The sequence below is a fragment of the Haloarchaeobius amylolyticus genome, from assembly GCF_042678045.1.
Lineage (GTDB): Archaea > Halobacteriota > Halobacteria > Halobacteriales > Natrialbaceae > Natrinema > Natrinema amylolyticus_A.
Map to the genome: position 1 here is coordinate 61,333 of NZ_JBHUDI010000002.1, position 16,121 is coordinate 77,453.

Genomic DNA, 16,121 nt, shown 5'->3' on the forward strand with positions numbered 1-16,121 from the left:
AACTCATACTTACATACGAACCACTCTGATTATGACTGGTACAACTATAGTGCTGTAGAATGCACTCGATCCAAAATTTTATTATATATTGGGACTATGTGTAGACCCATGCTCGACTACTTCGGAGTGGAAGCGGACCTTTCAGAGGAAGAGAAGATGATCCAAGAGTCTGCGCGGGAGTTCGTCGACGAACAGGTGCGGCCCGATATCGGCGAACACTGGATCGAAGGTACCTTCCCCACAGATCTCATCCAGAAAATGGGTGAGATGGGCTTTTACGCGCCTAATCTCGAAGGATATGGCTCTCCCAATGTCAGCGAGAAGGCCTATGGCCTGCTGATGCAGGAACTGGAGGCGTGTGACTCAGGCCTGCGCTCAATGGCGAGCGTCCAGGGCGCACTCGTCATGTACCCAATCCACGCCTATGGAAGCGAGGAACAGAAAGAACACTGGCTCCCCCAACTAGGCTCTGGCGAGGCCGTCGGTTGTTTCGGCCTCACTGAGCCTGAACATGGCTCGAATCCCACCGCCATGGAAACTCGTGCTGAAGAAGCCGATGAGGGATACCTACTGAACGGCTCGAAAACCTGGATCACCAACTCCCCCATCGCCGACGTGGCTATCGTCTGGGCCCGTGACCAGACCGACCCTGACACACCCGTCCGGGGCTTTTTGGTCGAGACCGACCGCGACGGCGTCAGTACGAACAAGATTGACGAGAAACTCTCTCTGCGAGCTTCGATCACCGGCGAGATCGGCCTCAACGACGTGGTTGTCCCCGAGGAAAACGTTCTTCCCGGCGTTTCCGGCATGAAGGGGCCACTGTCTTGTCTCACCCAGGCCCGCTACGGTATTGCTTGGGGTGCCATCGGAGCCGCTCAGGACGCCTTTGAGACTGCACGCCAGTATGCCACTGACCGCGACCAGTTCGGCGGTCCAATCGCCCGCTTCCAGCTCCAGCAGGACAAGCTCGCCGAGATGGCTACCCAGATCACGCTCGCCCAGCTACTCGCCCACCGACTCGCGGATCTCAAAGAACGCGGTGATATGCGCCCTCAGCACGTCTCGATGGCCAAACGCAACAACGTTCGGATGGCCCGCGACCAGTCACGCATTGCCCGCGAGATGCTTGGCGGCAACGGGATTACGGCGGACTACTCGCCGATGCGTCACATGGCTAACCTCGAGACAGTCTATACCTACGAGGGCACTCACGACATCCACACCCTTATTCTCGGCGAGGATCTCACCGGTATTGCTGCCTACGAGTGATCCATGACTGGCGAGGCACGCACTCCCGATGGCGACGACCAGCCTCTCGAGGGACTGACAATCCTTGATGCCTCGCGAGTCCTTGTCGGACCGTTCTGTACGATGCAGTTGGGCGACCTGGGCGCGGAAGTTATCAAGATCGAACGGCCGGACGGTGGCGACCAGACTCGTGGCTGGCACCCGCCGACCTATGGTGAAGAGAGCGCCTACTATGTCAGTGTAAACCGCAACAAGCGCTCGCTGACGCTAAACCTCGCAAGCGAAGAGGGGCGCGAGGTATTCTGCGACTTGGCATCAGAGGCCGATGTTCTCGTCGAGAATTTCCGGGTCGGGAAGATGGAAGAGTGGGGATTGGACTACTCGACGCTCAGCGAGCTAAACCCTGAACTGATTTATTGTTCGCTGTCGGGCTACGGCGAGTGGGGGCCACAGAAAGACCGACCTGCCTATGACATCATGATGCAGGCCGAAGGTGGTCTGATGAGTATTACTGGCGAAGAAAACGGGCCTCCGGTGCGTGTCGGTGTTGCGATCGCTGACATCGGGGCTGGCATGTATGCTACGCAGGCCATCCTCGCAGCGCTGCTCTATCGGGAACTTGGTGACGGTAACGGCCAGAAGATAGACATCAGCCTACTCGACGGACAGGTTGCATGGATGAGTTATATGGCATCGTACTACTTCGCGACGGGCGACCCACCAGGTCGCATGGGAAGCCAACATCCGACGATTGCGCCCTATCAGGCGTTCGAGACCACCGATGGCTACGTCGTAGTCGCGACCGCTTCCGAGAACATCTGGCCGAAATTCTGCCACGCACTCGACCGCGAGGACCTGATCGACGATGAGCGCTTCGCAGTCAACGCTGATCGCGTTGCGAATCGCTCGGAACTCGATCAAATTCTCAACGCAGAGTTCGCACAGTATTCAACTACCGAGGCTGTCGCGCGGATGGAGGACGCCGGCGTCCCGGCTAGTCGGGTCCGTGATATGGAAGACGTATTCGAAAGTCCACAGGTTCAGGCACGAAACATGCACCAGACCGTCGACCACCCCACTATCGGGTCTGTGGAAATGGCAGGAAGTCCGATGCACTTCTCACGGACGCCAACCGCGATTGAGCGGCACCCACCGGTGCTCGGCGAACATACCAAAGAAATCCTCAACGAGTTCGGGTACGATGACGAGATGATCGCAGAACTCGCCGATCGTGACGTTATCTAAAGAAAAATAACGGAAGTTCAACGGATCACCCAACCCATGATTGTTCACCTGGTCAGCAAAGACTAGGACATGGGCGAGCCGTGGTCGAATCAGTCGGCAAGCTCCTCGATGAGCGTCTCGACATCGAAGTCGTTGAGTGGGTTCTGTTCATCCTTGACCGTCTTAATGGCAAACTTTGAGGACGTTCGCTCGATCTCGCTAATGGCTTCATAGTCTTCGACGAGCGACTCGACCATCTCACGGCTCGTCACGTGAGCAATTACGATGAAGTCGGTATCACCCATGGTAAAGTACACCTGGTTGACACCCTCGACTGAGGCGAGTTTCTCACCAACAGTTTCATGATACCCCTCCTCGAACTCCGCCCAAATTTCCGAAATGAGTGTGATGGAGATGCCGACTTTCTCCAGGTCGAGATCATAGAGATCGTTAGTGATGACACCGGATTCGCGGAGCTGGTTCAACCGATAGTGAACCGTCGACTTCGGTATTCCAGTCGCATCCTCAATCTTTTCCGGGCTCGCTGTTCCATCTCTGGCGATTGCCGATAAAATCCGAATATCTTTCTCATCCATGGGTGAATCCTGAATACTATCCAATAATAGCGTCACGTGTATAAGAATATTGGTTAGGTGACTGGGTGGCCGAGACCGAGGTATTGCGCCTGTTCAGCGTATAAGCATTATGAGTTCAGCACAACTCCAATATTTTGAACTATATTTAATATCTGCCATGTTAGCTAGATTTATCGGCGGTCAAGGCGAATACCCCGGGGCTTGACCCCGAGGCGATTCACTGTCCTTGACGATGCTGACATCGAACATGTGGCTGAGAAAGGCGCGTGGGCACGCAATCAGAACGGCGGCCAATCGTGTATCGCTGCAAAACGATTTGTCGTCCACGACGCCGTCTATGATGAATTTGTAGAACAGTTGGTTGAGGAAGCCGAAGCATTGACCATCGGCGATCCACTCGATGAAGAGACGGATATCGGCCCGCAAGCTCGAGCCGACTTCTGCAATGATCTTCATGAGCAGGTGACCGCCAGCGTCGATGCTGGAGCAACAGTACTAACTGGTGGTGAACCGCTCGACCGACCAGGGGCATACTACAAGCCAACTGTTCTGAAAGACGTCCCAGCAGACTGTCCAGCAGATTCCGAAGAGTTGTTCGGTCCTGTCGCGACAGTCTATCACGCTAGTGACGAAGCCGAAGCGCTCGAGGTTGCCAACGATACGCGGTTTGGACTAGGAACAAGTATCTGGACCGCTGACCGAGCTCGGGGCGAACGACTAGCCCGTGATATCAATGCAGGATGTGTCTATGTTAACCAACTCGTCAAGTCGGACCCCCGCGTCCCGTTTGGCGGTATCGGTGATTCCTGTTATGGTCGAGAATTATCAGCTATCGGTATCCAAGAGTTTGTGAATAGAAAAACTGTCTGGCTATAATAGGTCAGACTAACAGACTATTGAGCACTTACACAGTAATTGTCATTCGTCGACCGCTGTGTTGCGTTGCTTGAGTATTTGCCCTGCTACTGTCCTCCAATTCTACTGTGTTGAATCGCCATACGGAGCTGGAATCGTTACCCGACAGGACGTATCGAGGTAAATCCGGAGACAATACAGCGAAATGAGGTCACAGTCGGTGGAGTCGCTTCATTCACCCACAACCCTCTGTGCAGAGAGACAACAGTATTCAAATATGGTTTGAAAGGTGAGGCGCCGCATATTTTGTATGTCTTGTCAGAAAACGTTCGCCTCATCAGAGGCTCGGCCAGCTCAATTTGGATCTTGTGAAGCGAGAAGCGACACCGCGACGAACTCGAGTATTCAGCTGCCTCTAGCAGAACTCTCACTTCCAAATATTGTATATTTTATTTATATTTCTAGTGTCGTTGACGTGCCGATCGACCGTGCATAAGTGGATTCACAAGACGGATCTAGAGTCGGAGGATTGATAATTGACGGATCACATTGCGGCCGATACTATCGTGGTCGAGCTGGGTGATGAAAAGTATCGACTGTATGCCGCTATCGATCCGGAAACAAACGTTTTGTTGCCCACAATGCTTGAAACGACCACAACGACGATTTTCGCTCAGTCATTTTTCACTGGACTCAGCGGGAAACACGATGTCGATGGCGCGTGTTTCTCGTCGACGATTTGAACCCGTTACAAGATGAATGTCATCGACAGTTACAATTTCAGTTACGAGTGACACGGAAATGGGAGTACTGCCGACATATGCTTAAAGAAACAAAACCCAGAACCATCCATTTCTCGATAAGACAGAAGCCCACGGTATCGACGTCACGGTTGAGTTCGAACGTGATCTCTCAAGGATGTGTTCCTCTGTGGAACGAAAGACGACACCCAGCGGGTCAAACGCGGATTGTACATCTGCGAGAAGTGCGATACCGCAGCGAACGCAGATGTGAATGGTGCAGAGAATATCCGACGAAAAGTAACTTGGAGTCCTTCAGATACGGAGGATTGGAATACCGGTTGGTTGATGGTTCTAGAGACCTCCGGTTTCTCGTCATCGCGAAAGGCGCTTTATGCTTTTCGAACGACACAGCCTTCAGTCCATCTGTTTGATCGGAGCAAGGGTGTTTTCGACCTGCGAGAACAGATCCTGGACTGCAAACCCGAACATCCCAACGGTGGTCGGGATTCCACGTCGTTCACGGCGTGGAGGATGTCACCACACACCTGATAACGAATCGTCAATCAAACACGCCAAGTCAGCGAATCCGATTTAACAGCGCCAGAGAACAATAATAATCAATAATGGTATTTATGACTCAAATTAAAAAATTTGTCTGTAAAATAGTGATGGATTACAAGTGTATAGATGTAATACGACCTTCGACTATCTTAGGATATTATATTTTAGTTTTGAAAAAGAAAGATATAAAACATGGTTGGGTGCTTGAAGACACGAACTTAGTTATACTATACTAGCAACCGAAACGGATTACACACCGATCGCACAGCAGTCGTGCAATCGGGTGTGCACTGACGTTCAGTGGCTACAGTAGATATCAGTTTAACGCCCTTATAGCGAGAACCGCCTGGGATCAAGCCCCGAGGCACTCGGCCTGCTCCGCCTGTAGACGACGTATGGTCAATCAACTGTATCGTCTTCGTTCAGTAGTTGTCGATCTAGAGACTTCGTGTAGGACGATGAGGGACCACCTTCTGGCTCACTGTCCGCAGATCGCAGCGCTCCGGACAAATGTCTTGAGATGGATCATCGGTTGTCTAGCGGCACATCCGCGCCACCCATACTCGCTGTGAGGTACAGCTACTGCGATGAGTCACCAGTTCTCTCCCAAGAGCGGGGTCTAACATCAAGGGGTACAGTGACGTGACGTGACGTCAGTGATTGATGTCAGAAGCGAACGACGGTCGGTATTTAGTCCCCGTCAAACCCGTGGCTTTCAACCTGTGATGCCCCGCTGGAGAGGCGCGACTGTGAAACCAGACCGATGCCGAGGACGACCCACACGAAGATGATCCCCCACTCAAAGGGCCACTGAAGCGCCGAGGGGGCTCCTGGCAAGTACATTGCGGTGAACCCGAGTGTCAGTCCGAGACCGAGGACGCCAACCGCTTTTCCTCCCGGAATCTTCAGAGGCCGGTTCATTTCGGGTTCGCGGACGCGTAACACGAGGAAGGAGATGACGACCATCACCCACGCGACGACGATACCGAACCCGCCAGCGTTGACGATCCAGATGAGCATCTGCTCCCCGAATAGCGGCGAAAGCACCGACAGGCCGCCGATGAGTGCAAGTGCCCGCGAGGGAGTGTTGGTTTCGGGATTGACCGTCGCGAGCGTCTCCGGCAACATACCGGATTCGGCCAGCGCGTAGATGGCGCGACTTCCACCGAGCAGGAACGAGTTCCAGCTAGTGAGGATCCCGGCGATGCCTGCCAGTGCCATGATCTTCCCGATGGTGGCGCTACTGAACAGTGCCTCCATGGCGGCGGCTGCGGGAAGCGGACTCTCAACGAGCACTGAACCTGCCAGCGCTCGCCCGGACGCCCAGATGACGAGGATGTAAAACAGCGCGGCGACCGACACGGAGGCGACGATCAGCAGACCGAGCGTCCGTTCGGAGACGTCGGCTTCCCCGGCGGCTTGGGGAATAACGTCGAACCCGACGAACATGAACGGTGTCATGATCGCGACGGTGAGCACACCGGCCATCCCGGAGTCGGCAAAGGGCGGCGTTGATGTCGAGTGACCGTTAGCCACCGCACCGATGGCCAGCGTGAGGCCCGCGAGCCCGATGACCAGTGTCAGGATCGTCTGGAACTGTGCTGCTGGCTGGACCCCCTTGTAATTTAAGTACGTCATGACGATTGCACCGACGCCGCCGACGAGGACCCACGTCCCGTAGACGGTCTGGCCGGCTACCGACCAGAGTGGAATCGCGTTGAAACCAGGCACGACGTACGCCAGTGCTGACGGGAACGCGACGACCTCGAAGACGACGACGCCGACGTATCCGAGGATCAGCGACCAGGTACAAATGAACGACCCAATGGGACCCAGCGCACGCATGCTGTAAACGTGTTCGCCACCGACGAACGGCATCGATGACGCGAGTTCACCGTAGATGAGTCCCACGACGGCGACCATGAACGATCCGAGGACAAATGCTAGGATTGAGCCCGTGACGCCTCCCTCGTTGATCCAGTACCCCGACTGGATAATCCATCCCCAGCCGACCATTGCACCGAACGCTAATACGAACACGTCGCGCTTCGTAAGAACGCGCGAGAATTTCCCATCTGGCTCTGTGTTAGCCATACTCATCGATTTAGGCACATCTACTTATATCTTACTGAGTTCGAAAATATGGCCCAATTCTAGGATTCAGTTCAAATAGTACCGTATGCGAAGCACAGGTAATTCAACAACGCTGTCGAAAACGAAGGGGGCGGTGAACAATGAACAGTAAAAAAAGATAGGGGATTACAGTGCTAGATGATACGTCTCGAGGGAGTCGAATCGACTACCGTACCGAGCTATGACCGAATGCACACGGCTCCGGCGGACGCGGAAGCGAAACTGGAACAGGGTCGACCTATCGAGACACGGACGACGAGTTTGTCACTGATCAAAGTCGGGATCAGCAGTGAGTGAGACGCTCGACTCGGACCGGCTAGATCAGCTAGTGAAATATGGTGTGGGTCGATAATAGATGTGTCGGATTCAATGCAAACTTTTAGTACTTAGTAGAACTACGTCCTACTATGGCTGTAGAACAGACGTTCGACGACCTCCACTTCACACAGGAGCCGGAAATCGAGACGTCAATTCCAGGGCCGGAGTCGAAGAAACTCCTCGAGCGGCAGCGACGCGTCGATAGTAGCGCAGTCGCGTATCCAAAGGTCGTTCCCATCGCAATCGAGGAAGCGAAAGGCGCGACGATCCGCGACGTCGACGGAAACACGTTCCTCGACTTCTTCGCCGGTATCGGCGTCCTGAACGTCGGCCATTCGAACCCGTACGTGATGGAGGCCGTTCAGGAACAGACCGAAAAGGTCGCACACACTATCGACTTCCCGACAGAGGCACGGTTGGACCTCATCGAAGCGCTGAACGATATCGCGCCGGGCGCGCTCCCTGACAACAACCGCGTCATTTTCGGCGGTCCAACCGGCAGTGACGCCATCGAGGGGACCATCAAGTTAGCCAAGTACAACACTGGCGGTGACGGCCTCATCGCGTTCCGCGGTGCATATCACGGCGGCAGTGCCGGCGCACTCAGCCTCACAGCGGGCAAGAAGTACAAGGAAGATTATGCGCCGATGCTCCCGAACGTCCACCACGTGCCCTATCCCTTCGCACACGAGCAGGGGCTAGATCCCCAGGAAGCTAGCGACCGAGCACTGGCTAACGTCCGGGAACTCCTTGAAGACCCCTACAGTGGGTTTGCGAACCCCGCAGGCATCTGGGTCGAACCGATCCAAGGCGAAGGCGGTATCGTCACCCCGCCGGAGGGCTTCCTGCCCGGTCTCAAGGAGATCGCCGAAAACAACGACATCCCGCTCATCGTCGATGAGATCCAGACCGGGTTCGGCCGCACTGGCGAGTGGTTCGCCAGCGACCACTACGATGTCACACCGGACGCCATGCCGATGGCTAAGGCGATCGGCGGCATCGGACTCCCGCTGTCTGGAACGATGTACCACGAGGACCTGGACACTTGGGAGGCCGGCGGTCACGTCGGTACCTACCGCGGCAATGCCCCGGCGATGGTCGGCGGCGTCCGCGCCATCGAGTACATCCGTGACAACGACCTGCTCGCCCACGCCCGCGAGGTCGGCAGCTACATCCGCGATCGGCTTCGCGAGTCCGCCGGCGTGAACGAGCGCCTTGTCGACGTGCGCGGTCGCGGCCTGTTCATCGGCGCTGAGTTCGCCGACAGCGAAGACCAGACCGGTAAGGAACTGGTGAAAGACATACAGGAAGACTGCTACAAACGTGGCGTCCTCGTGTGGTCTGCTGGCCGACGTGGCAACGTGCTCCGACTGATTCCACCACTCGTGCTCACACAGGAACAGGCCACCGCAGGAATGGATATCATCTGCGAGGCCATTGAACAGCACGCGCCCTCCAGTAACAACTGAACCAATTAACGCACCGATCGCATAGCTGTCGTGCGATCGGGTGTGCAGTGAGTATCAATGTCTATGATAGCTGTCACCGCGCTGCGGCCGACAGCAACCAAGATCATACGTTTGCTCTACAATATTGATCTAGAGGTCAACAACTCTATCGTAGTCATTTCAGGAGCAGAAGAGATCGCCACCCGATTGAGTTTGACCAATTGTATACACAAGATTACAATCTCGAAAACAGCCCAGAGCTGAATATCTATGGACGGCCAAAGAAGATCTCTACTACCCGTTATACAGGAATGGTGTGGAATGCCATAGCACTATTCAGAGATATGGCTGACGACCTCAACTGGAAGTGATTGACATTCCAATCGCCATAAATTCACTCTTCACGAATAAGCTCTTTGCTTCGAAAATGTTGAGAAACGTTACACGAGCGTTTCCACTAACTATTCTCCCACACGTGTAAAGCTCGAGGCATAAAAAGCAGTGGGTTATGCTTGGCTTCTGAGTGATACTGCCCGTCTGTCTCGTCTCCATCACCAGAGCTCGGCCACAATCTCCACTTGCTCGAGGAGGATATCAAGAACATCTTTCTGAAGCAGCGTGTTGCCGATTGGCGAAACCGGTCCCAGATTGAACTTCTCGCCGAGGTGGCTCAGAACTACGTTTCGGCGGGATGAGTGTTTACTCCGACAACATCCGGGTTTGAGTCGGCACTCAGACGACTTGAAAGTTAAGCCCCGGAATCGATTCAAGAAGATACGGTCCTTCTGACAGGGTTCTACGGGTTTGATCGTCGTGAGACCAAAATATACGAAAGAGTGGACTCGAATGGAAAGTTCGCTATAACTTTGAACCGATGGTTCGAGTGTGCTGTCATCCACGCCGTTGCTGACGACGTTGTCTACCGTTCACACCGAGGTAGATATCACTCTTCTCGATCGGTCCAGAATTCGAACGACCGCCCAGGTGCGAACACGTCGAGGCCGACGGCCCGAACGTCGCCCGTGTTTTCGACACGGTGGCTCTCCCACGCATCTAGCCAGACGGAGTCATATTTCTCGAGGGTTACTTTGTCATCTTCAGTTGTCACGGTGAGTGTCCCTTCAAGACAGACACAAACCTGTTCGTTCTCGTGATCATGCATTGGGGAGCTATGTCCCGGTGGTTTCTCGAACCACTCGAACGTGAACGCGTTGCTGCCGGCCATCGCAACGCGCTGCCAACCCGCATCGGGCTCGTATGTTTCCGCGTCGTCAAAGTCAACTGGTTCCATAGATTTCCACCTGTTAATCCTCTGTCGATCGTAATAATAATGCTGCTAATGAGCCAGAGCTCGGTGACGAAAGGAACGCGCCGATATTCTCAGTCACCATTGACTCGCCGATGCGGGTTGGCAGAGTGTTCACTCAGTTCCTATTTCTCTCACTATAAGATTCGTAGTTGCCACGCTCAACCGGCTGCTGGTAAACGTCTGGATCCGTTCTATCTTCTGTGAATCGGGGGAGACAGTAGAAGTCCCTCAAATACCGGGTATTCGGCGCTGGTGGTCCCCGACAGGACTCTTCCGCTATGGTTGTCGGTCCATAGCAGTCGTATGTATCACTTGAACTCGTCGATGAGTTCAGGGACGACGTCGAAGAGGTCGTCGACGATCGCGTAGTCGGCGATGTCCATGATCGGCGCGTTGGGGTCGGTGTTGATGGCGACGATCGTATCGGAGCCTTTCATGCCGGCGACGTGTTGGACAGCGCCGGAGATGCCGATCGCGATGTAGACATCGGGCGTGACGACCTTTCCGGACTGGCCGACCTGGCGGTTCTTGGGCAGCCAGCCGTTGTCGACGATCGGGCGCGATGAGGACAGCGTCGCGTCCAAAGCGTCGGCCAGTTCGCGGATCATCTCGAGGTTCTCCTCTTCTTCGATCCCGCGGCCGACCGAGACAAGCAGGTCGGCCTCGCTGATGTCGACGTCGCCGCCGCCGACCTCCTCGAATCCCGTGACGGTCGAGGTAACCGCCTCCTCGTCGATGTCAGCGTCGAAAGCCTCGATCGCGGCGTCGCCAGTGCCCTCGGCGGCGGGCCACTCGGCACCGCGGATCGTCACGACCGCAGCCCCCTCGAGTTGGGTGGTCGTCTCGACCTTGCCGCCGTACATCTCGCGAGTAGCAGTCAGGGTCTCGCCGTCGGTCTCGAGGTCGATGGTGTCGGTGACGATCGGCAGATCGAGTTCGTTCGCGACGGCGGGCGCGTAGTCGAGCCCGTTGACGCTGTTGGGCGTCAGGACGTACTGCGGAGCGAGTTCGTCGTAGAGCTGGGTGATCGCCTGCGTGTAGACGTCGTGGTTGAACTCCTCGCCGCGGTCGACAGTGTGGATGGTGTCGACGCCTTCGCGGTCGAGTTTGTCGGCGAAGTCGTTGACGGTGCCGCTGACGACCGCCAGATGGAGGTCGCCACCGGTTTCGTCGGCGAGTTCGCGGCCGGCGGTGATGAGTTCGTAACTGACATCACGGATGTCACCGCGGCGGTGGTCCGCGACTGCGAGGACGTCGCTCATTGTGCCACCCCCTTGTCACGGAGCAGGTCACCCAGCTCTCCAGCCGTCTCCTCGGGGCTGCCTTCCCAGGTCGTCACGTCGCTTTCGCTCTCGGGTTCGTACATGTCTGTCAACTCGAGTTCGGTTTCGATCGTGCTCTCGTCGACGCCGATGTCGGCGAGCGTCTGGACGTCGAGTTCCTTGCGCTGGGCCTGCCGGATTCCGCGCAGGCTGGCATACCGAGGCTCGTTGATCCCCGTCTGGATCGTCAACACGGCCGGCAGTTCGATGTCGGTCAACTCCTCGACGCCGCCCTCGAGTTCGCGTCGCACGGAGGCAATGCCGTCCTCGAGATCGTGCTCGAGGTGGTTGACGACGGCGCCCCACTGGAAGCCGATCTCTTCGGCGACCGAGACGCCGGTCGCGCCGAAGCTGTCATCGCCGGCCTGCACACCCGAGAGCACGAGATCGGGCTCTTCGGCTTCGATGACGGCGCTCAGGATCTCCGTCTTGGCGTTGACGTCGAGCAGGTCGATGTCCTCGAGCGCGTCGTCCCAGACGCGGACGGCGCGGTCGGCACCCTTCGCGAGTGCCTGTCGGATGGTCTGTTCACAGTCTTCTGGACCGATGGTGACCGTGACGACCTCGTCAGCGATCCCGTCTTCTTGGAGCTGGACGGCCTCTTCGATCGCGTAGTCGTCCCATTCGTTCAAGTCGGCACCGAGGTACTGGCCTGCGATTTCGGTTCCCTCGATTTCGAACTCGTCTTCGACGGTCGACACTTCTTTGACCGTAGCGAGAACTTTCATCGTTTGGTCTTTGATTTTACAAGTGGATATATGTTGCGTATCCGGAGTATTAAACGACTTTGACAGTAGAACGCTGGTGATATACTCATCATCTTCTTTTCTATCAAAACCCTTTCTATGTGGGGAATGCGTAACCTCTAACCATGGAACGAACCTTTGCTTCGCATAACTGGGTCGCGAGATACGTGTTAATCTGTGAAACAGAGCGCGCTCGTCCGTCGTCTTGTTCGATTCGACAGTTGGGATAACGCGGTCGTCGATCGCAACCTCGTCACCATCGATGCCGTAGACGATTCCCGTGATCGCAGTCCTCCAAAGTCGAGTTTCCAAACTGTTCGCGTTCGTTGATATAATTCACAGTGGTTTCAAGGCCACAGCCAGGGTTGAGAACGCAGCTTTCAGTCCATTACTGATGACGAGAGACGAAGGCCCTCGAACCACTTAACCCCGAATCAGTTTACGAATGGAGACTGGATTTCGACAATAGGAAAAAGAAACCTCTGCCATCTGGCTCTGCTGAATGACAGACAGGTACATCGTGTTGATCCAATGTCGCTATCCACTCTAATACTCGTGGAATCAGTGGAAAATTCATACTCACTTACTAATCCCTATTCCATAGTATGTGGATGTTCCAACAATATCGTTTCGGCAGTGGCGAAACATGGTGTGTAGGAGGAGACAAATGGGTGAACAGCCGATTATCATCTCCTTTTCCCAATATATTGTTCCCATACGCCACTTTAAACCATTTTTCCAAAATTCATGTTTGATACTTCTCATTCCAAGCCGAAGATTTGTTCTGTCAGTATAGGTGTTGAAAATGGCGATAGTAAGGACTACATGATTCGAGGCCGCTGAAATACATATCAATGACAAACAAACCCGGGGAACGACAGGGGATCAAGGCCACGGAAACCGCCTTCGATATTATAAAAACGATTCATGAAGCAGGGCACATCCGTCTCGTTGAACTTGCTGACACGGTTGGAATCGCCAATAGTACCGCGTTCAGCCACCTCACAACACTCGAGGAACTCGGTTATGTGGTGAAAGAGCCAGATGGTTACCGACTAGGTCTAAGACTTCTCGACCACGGAATACAGGCGAAGTATCACTACCGAGAACTTCTTGATGCTTCCAAGCCGGTTCTCGAGCAACTCGTCAGCGAAACCGACGAGGCAATCAATCTGGTTGTCGAAGAGGATAACCATGCGGTCTACATCGGTCGTCTTACTGGCGATCGTGGTGTCCCAACGAACTCCTGGGTAGGGAAGCATAAACAGATCCACACCCTTTCAGCTGGGAAGGCAATTCTAGCGCACATGCCTGAGAACCAGGTCGACGAAATCATTAGTCAAACTGGTCTTGATGGTGTAACAGCAGAGACGATCACGACTCGCGAGGAACTCGAGTCCGAGTTTGCAGAAATTCGAGAGCGTGGGGTCGCATTTAATAATTGTGAGTCTCATGAAAGCATTCGAGCTGTGGGCGCTCCGATCATTCTTAACGAGGAGGCCTATGGAGCAGTGTCGGTCGCTGGCCCAGCCAAACGACTCACTGGAGAGTATTTCAAATCTGAGATACCCGATTTACTACTTGGAGCGGTCAACGAAATCGAGCTCAAATTAGCCTATACTGACAACTGAACTCGACTTCTTGAACGGAGTGCCCCATTGGATCGAGACGTACCCGGGACACCCACACAGATAGGGCGCCCATCCACTCACGGTAGAATGGCTGCCAATGAATCGGTGAGGCGAACGATTTGCGGTTGAGTCAGTACTGGTATCAGTTTCTTCGCTGAATGGAGTGTCTTAATCGTTGCTGTTGGACCGCTCGAGTAACGCTGCCAGCACCTCGAGGGGATGATGTGTCTCGATGTCCCTGTCTGCGAGCTGCTGGCTACAGGAGGCACCAGTCGTGACGATGAGATCCGCCTCAGCGGCATCGATTTTCGACTCGAGGTCGTCACCGATCGCCATTGAGAGGTCGTAGTGTTCGGTCTCATAGCCAAACGCGCCGGCCATTCCACAGCAGGTCGTATCCAGTGGCTGGACGTCGTAGCCGGCTTCACGGAGCAGTTCGACCGGGGTACTATCCCAGCCTTTGGCCTTCGAGTGGCAGTGTCCGTGGAAGGCGACGGTGGCCTCACCGTTGTCAGGGAGTTCGACCTCGCCGGCGCGGATGCGATCGGCGAGGAACGCGGGCACCGTTTCCGTTGTCTCAGGAATGTTCACAGTGTCCTCGAGCAGGTCATCGTACTCTTTGAACGCGCTCACACAGGATGGTTCGACGCCGATGATCGGCACGTCTCGCTCGACGTACTCGACAAGTATCTCGACATTCTGTCGTGCATAGCCGCGAGCCTTCTCGACGAGCCCCTGTGAGAGCGGCGCTCGCCCACAACAGGCCACGTCGGGCACCTCGACTGCGTACCCAAGTGACTCGAGAAGGTGAACGGACGCTTTACCGACCGCCGGATGATTGTATCCCATATAACAGTCCGGAAAGAGCGCGACCGTTCCGTTCTCGCCGGCGTTTGGATGTGGGTCGTGAGCGGCAAACCAGTCGGGGAACGGTTCGGCTGCGAAATCTGGCAGCGTCCGTCGTCGGTCGATCCCCAGGACTGCCTCGGCAACACGACGGCCGGGGCCGAACTCCTTGAGTCGGTTTGCAATCGGTGAAAACGTGGACCCGAGGCGGTTGAGCGTGCGGACGTTCCCGAACAGGCGTGCACGAAGCGGAACGCCGCTCGTCCGGTGCTGTTGGTGTTTTGCCTCCGTTTTCAGTTTGGCCATGTCGACGCCGGTCGGACACTCCGTCTCGCAGGCTTTGCAAGAGATACACAGATCAAGCACCTCTTCCTGAAAATGATCGCTCGTGAGCGTCTCCTCGTCGAGATCTCCGTTTATTGCTGCTCTAAGCATGTTCGCTCGTCCTCGCGTGCTGGCGATCTCGTCGTCCGTTCCACGGAAGGTCGGACACATGACGCCGCCGTCCGACGTGCGACACTTCGAACAGCCGTTGCATTGCTCGACGAGCGATCCGAACCCTTCTTCCGCACTGAAATCAAGCGCCGTGTCGACGGTCTCCGGGTCGTATCCCTCGTAGCGCAGATTCTCGTCGACTTTCGCGAGGTCGCCGTCCGAAGCGGGAACGACCTTCGCCGGATTGAACACGTCCTCGGAGTCGAAGGCACGTTTGATCTCACAGAACGCGCTGTAGAGGTCGTCGCCGTACATCTCTGGGAGATGCTCAGACCGAAGCCGTCCGTCACCGTGTTCCCCGGAGACGGAGCCGCCGACCTCGAGGACGATCTCGTGGACAGCCTCCGAAACGGACCGGAGTCGCTCACGGTCATGTTCCGTCTTCAGATTCAGGAATGGCTTGATGTGGAGCACGCCCTGTCCAGCGTGACCGAAGACGCTCGCCTGGAGGTCGTGTTCTCGGAGCACATCGCCAACGCGCTCGAGATACATCGGGAGACGAGCGGGTGGGACCGCCGCATCTTCGATGAACGAGAGCGCCTGTTCGTCGCCGGGCTGGCGGTTCAAAAGCGGGTTGGAGGCTTTCCGCACCTTCCAGAGATCGGCCATCTCTTCCTCGTCGAACGCCCGTTCGACGTCGATT

The 16,121-nt window shown here is 55.5% G+C and carries 10 protein-coding genes and 2 pseudogenes; 6 read left to right on the forward strand and 6 right to left on the reverse strand.

The window, feature by feature from the left end; genetic code table 11:
* Positions 1-108: 108 nt before the first annotated feature.
* Positions 109-1,272 carry an acyl-CoA dehydrogenase family protein gene (locus ACFR99_RS03030; protein WP_390284265.1) on the forward strand — a complete coding sequence of 388 codons (1,164 nt, stop codon included), beginning with the start codon at positions 109-111 and terminating at the stop codon, positions 1,270-1,272.
* Between the two features lie 3 nt (positions 1,273-1,275).
* The gene (locus ACFR99_RS03035; protein ID WP_390284267.1) at positions 1,276-2,496 is read left to right on the forward strand and encodes a CaiB/BaiF CoA transferase family protein; all 1,221 of its coding nucleotides are present in this window, start codon (positions 1,276-1,278) and stop codon (positions 2,494-2,496) included.
* Between the two features lie 89 nt (positions 2,497-2,585).
* On the opposite strand, the gene ACFR99_RS03040 is transcribed toward ACFR99_RS03035, so the two are convergent.
* The gene (locus ACFR99_RS03040; RefSeq protein ID WP_390284269.1) at positions 2,586-3,071 is read right to left on the reverse strand and encodes an Lrp/AsnC family transcriptional regulator; all 486 of its coding nucleotides are present in this window, start codon (positions 3,069-3,071) and stop codon (positions 2,586-2,588) included.
* 216 nt (positions 3,072-3,287) lie between these two features.
* Between ACFR99_RS03040 and ACFR99_RS03045 the strand changes: the two are divergent.
* Positions 3,288-3,947, forward strand: a pseudogene (locus ACFR99_RS03045) (aldehyde dehydrogenase family protein); the annotation flags it as partial.
* Positions 3,948-4,787: 840 nt separating this feature from the next.
* Positions 4,788-5,152: pseudogene (locus tag ACFR99_RS03050) on the forward strand (zinc ribbon domain-containing protein); the annotation flags it as partial.
* Between the two features lie 768 nt (positions 5,153-5,920).
* On the opposite strand, the gene ACFR99_RS03055 reads toward ACFR99_RS03050, so the two are convergent.
* Positions 5,921-7,324 (reverse strand): APC family permease, encoded by a 1,404-nt coding sequence (locus ACFR99_RS03055; RefSeq protein ID WP_390284271.1) that lies wholly within the window; start codon positions 7,322-7,324, stop codon positions 5,921-5,923.
* 446 nt (positions 7,325-7,770) lie between these two features.
* On the opposite strand from ACFR99_RS03055, the gene ACFR99_RS03060 reads away from it, so the two are divergent.
* Positions 7,771-9,150 (forward strand): aspartate aminotransferase family protein, encoded by a 1,380-nt coding sequence (locus ACFR99_RS03060; RefSeq protein ID WP_390284273.1) that lies wholly within the window; start codon positions 7,771-7,773, stop codon positions 9,148-9,150.
* Positions 9,151-10,072: 922 nt separating this feature from the next.
* Here ACFR99_RS03060 and ACFR99_RS03065 read toward each other — a convergent pair.
* From ACFR99_RS03065 to ACFR99_RS03075, 3 genes are all read right to left on the reverse strand, one after another.
* Entirely contained in the window at positions 10,073-10,420 is a 348-nt protein-coding gene (locus ACFR99_RS03065; RefSeq protein ID WP_390284275.1) for a cupin domain-containing protein, read from the reverse strand.
* Positions 10,421-10,746: 326 nt separating this feature from the next.
* Positions 10,747-11,700 (reverse strand): electron transfer flavoprotein subunit alpha/FixB family protein, encoded by a 954-nt coding sequence (locus tag ACFR99_RS03070; RefSeq protein WP_390284277.1) that lies wholly within the window; start codon positions 11,698-11,700, stop codon positions 10,747-10,749.
* Positions 11,697-12,488, reverse strand: a complete 792-nt coding sequence (locus ACFR99_RS03075) for an electron transfer flavoprotein subunit beta/FixA family protein (protein WP_390284279.1) — start codon at positions 12,486-12,488, stop codon at positions 11,697-11,699. The genes ACFR99_RS03070 and ACFR99_RS03075 overlap by 4 nt, the downstream gene beginning before the upstream one ends.
* An 872-nt stretch (positions 12,489-13,360) precedes the next feature.
* Between ACFR99_RS03075 and ACFR99_RS03080 the strand changes: the two genes are divergently transcribed.
* Complete coding sequence (locus tag ACFR99_RS03080; protein ID WP_390284281.1) at positions 13,361-14,137, forward strand: IclR family transcriptional regulator; 777 nt, start codon at positions 13,361-13,363, stop codon at positions 14,135-14,137.
* 168 nt (positions 14,138-14,305) lie between these two features.
* Here the strand turns inward: ACFR99_RS03080 and ACFR99_RS03085 are convergent.
* The coding region (locus ACFR99_RS03085) for an anaerobic glycerol-3-phosphate dehydrogenase subunit C (protein WP_390284283.1) at positions 14,306-16,121 on the reverse strand (1,816 nt) is incomplete at its 5' end.

Bases quoted from the DNA above. Each gene is read 5' to 3' on its own strand.
- ACFR99_RS03040 (WP_390284269.1), bottom strand. From the start codon at position 3,071: ATGGATGAGAAAGATATTCGGATTTTATCGGCAATCGCCAGAGATGGA.
- ACFR99_RS03035 (WP_390284267.1), top strand. From the start codon at position 1,276: ATGACTGGCGAGGCACGCACTCCCGATGGCGACGACCAGCCTCTCGAG.
- ACFR99_RS03075 (WP_390284279.1), bottom strand. From the start codon at position 12,488: ATGAAAGTTCTCGCTACGGTCAAAGAAGTGTCGACCGTCGAAGACGAG.
- ACFR99_RS03070 (WP_390284277.1), bottom strand. From the start codon at position 11,700: ATGAGCGACGTCCTCGCAGTCGCGGACCACCGCCGCGGTGACATCCGT.
- ACFR99_RS03065 (WP_390284275.1), bottom strand. From the start codon at position 10,420: ATGGAACCAGTTGACTTTGACGACGCGGAAACATACGAGCCCGATGCG.
- ACFR99_RS03030 (WP_390284265.1), top strand. From the start codon at position 109: ATGCTCGACTACTTCGGAGTGGAAGCGGACCTTTCAGAGGAAGAGAAG.
- ACFR99_RS03080 (WP_390284281.1), top strand. From the start codon at position 13,361: ATGACAAACAAACCCGGGGAACGACAGGGGATCAAGGCCACGGAAACC.
- ACFR99_RS03055 (WP_390284271.1), bottom strand. From the start codon at position 7,324: ATGGCTAACACAGAGCCAGATGGGAAATTCTCGCGCGTTCTTACGAAG.
- ACFR99_RS03060 (WP_390284273.1), top strand. From the start codon at position 7,771: ATGGCTGTAGAACAGACGTTCGACGACCTCCACTTCACACAGGAGCCG.